Here is a 956-nt window from a genome sequence, read left to right as displayed (position 1 = left end):
TTTCTGGATCGAGTAGACGGCGGCCGGGCCATTGGTGTCGCCCCCGCGCGCCGTGCAGGAGCCGACCGGACGCGAATTCTCGTCGACCTTAATGCCCCACTCATCGACCGGCAGACCGTTCGGCAGGCCCTTGTCGCCATTGCCGGCCATCGACAGCCAGGCGTCGGTGAACCGCCAGCCGAGCGACGGGTCCTTCTTGCCGTAGTCCATGTGGCCATAGACCTTCTTGCCGTCGATCTCGCGGCCGGTGAAGAACTCGGCGATGTCCTCATAGGCAGACCAGTTGACGGGAACGCCAAGGTCGTAGCCGTACTTGGCCTTGAAGTCCGCCTTGTTCTTCTCGTCGTTGAACCAGTCGTAACGGAACCAGTAGAGGTTCGCGAACTGCTGGTCGGGAAGCTGGTAGAGCTTCTTGTCCGGAGCGGTCGTGAACGAGGTGCCGATAAAATCCTTCAGGTCGAGGTTCGGGTTGGTGACATCCTTGCCCTCGCCCGCCATCCAGTCGGTCAAATTGCGCACCTGCTGGTAGCGCCAGTGGGTGCCGATCAGGTCGGAATCGTTGACCCAGCCGTCATAAAGGTTCTGACCCGTCTGCATCTGGGTCTGGATCTTCTCGACGACGTCGCCTTCCTGGATGACGTCATGCGTGATCTTGATGCCGGTGATGGCGGTAAAGGCCGGCGCCAGCACCTGCGATTCATACTGGCGCGTGGCGATGGTTTCCGAAACGACCTTGATGTCCATGCCGGCGAAAGGCTTCGCGGCATCGATGAACCACTGCATTTCGGCTTCCTGGCCAGCGCGGTCGAGCGTCGAGAGCGGGCCGATTTCCTTGTCCAGGAAAGCCTTTGCCTCGTCCATCCCGGCATAGGCATTGCCCACGCCCAGCAACAGGACAAGGGCCGTCGTTGATGTTAAAAATTGCCTTCGCATGTGTTTCCTCCACAGTTTTAAGG

1 pseudogene is annotated in these 956 nt (G+C 60.0%); it reads right to left on the bottom strand.

The features are described 5' to 3' along the window. Positions 1-933, bottom strand: a pseudogene (locus tag EN914_RS36625) (carbohydrate ABC transporter substrate-binding protein); the annotation flags it as partial. Positions 934-956 lie beyond the last annotated feature (23 nt).

This window comes from Mesorhizobium sp. M7A.F.Ca.CA.001.08.2.1 (assembly GCF_003998455.1).
GTDB classification, from domain to species: domain Bacteria; phylum Pseudomonadota; class Alphaproteobacteria; order Rhizobiales; family Rhizobiaceae; genus Mesorhizobium; species Mesorhizobium ciceri.
This window is presented reverse-complemented; position numbering and strand designations above follow the sequence as displayed.